This window comes from Paracoccus bogoriensis (assembly GCF_019431455.1).
GTDB lineage: Bacteria > Pseudomonadota > Alphaproteobacteria > Rhodobacterales > Rhodobacteraceae > Paracoccus > Paracoccus bogoriensis.
On record NZ_JAHYSR010000052.1, the window covers coordinates 1 to 974 of the forward strand.

The 974-nt window shown below is 61.8% G+C and carries 1 protein-coding gene; it reads right to left on the reverse strand.

Annotated features, from left to right (window positions below; translation table 11 throughout):
• The coding region (locus KY389_RS15010; protein WP_343222975.1) for a transposase at nucleotides 1-461 on the reverse strand (461 nt) is incomplete at its 3' end.
• Nucleotides 462-974 lie beyond the last annotated feature (513 nt).

The window sequence follows — 974 nt, forward strand, 5'->3', positions numbered from 1 at the left end:
GGTGATGAAAAGCTCCAGTTGCCCGCGCTCCTTCCGACCCAGCATCGCAGCCTCCCATCCGCCGATACGGAAAGTGAATCAGAGGCATGGTGCTTTTTCAATAGCCCCCAGTGGACCGATTTCGGATCCGCCTCACTCACCCGCAGGCTCGAAGCCGTGCGGTGCGCTTTCAGGTATGTCGCGTCGATCATCACGACCTTTTCCGCGCTGCCTTCGGAGGCCAGGCTCTCCATGATCCGGGCAAAGACCCCCATCCGGCTCCACCGGACCCAGCGGTTGGAGAGCGTTTTGGGCGGCCCATACTCGGATGGGGCGTCACACCACCGCAAGCCATTGCGATTGATGAAGATTATGCCGCTCAGAACGCGCTGGTCATCGGCCCGTGGCCGACCATGGCTCTTGGGAAAGAACGGGCGAAGCCGCGCTATCTGTTCGTCTGTCAGCCAGAGCAAGTTGCTTATCACCACCCCGTCGGTTCGGGTGCATCAATCACACAGTCCGGACGCCCTCAAGCAGATCAATGGATCCTGACCCTAGAGCCTATGAACCCGCTTGTAGTTCCAGACCTTTGCCATTGGGCTCGAACTATGTATGGACGGCTCCCGCGGGGCAAGGGCGTTGTTTGGCTCTGGCATGTGGTCGGTCGCGGCCATGTATGCGGCGTCTGACCTGCGGCACGATGGCCGAGCACTGTGATGAAGTCCGCCAGCGGTCGGATCTCGATCAATGGCATGCGCCGCATCCATCGTGCATTGGTCCGAACAGGGATGAGGCTGGTTCCGCCATCGGTTCGAGGAACCGGCCGATCGAGCGCCGTCTCGGATCGTGTCCCTTGGAGTGGTGTAGCTGGCCGATGGCCAGCGTGATCTCCGGCGGGGCCGGGGTCAGCCTTCGACGTGGGCGAGACTGACGATTGGATCGTCGCTGACGCTGGCGACGCTTTCAAGCGTCATGTAGCGGGCGCGCTGGACGGC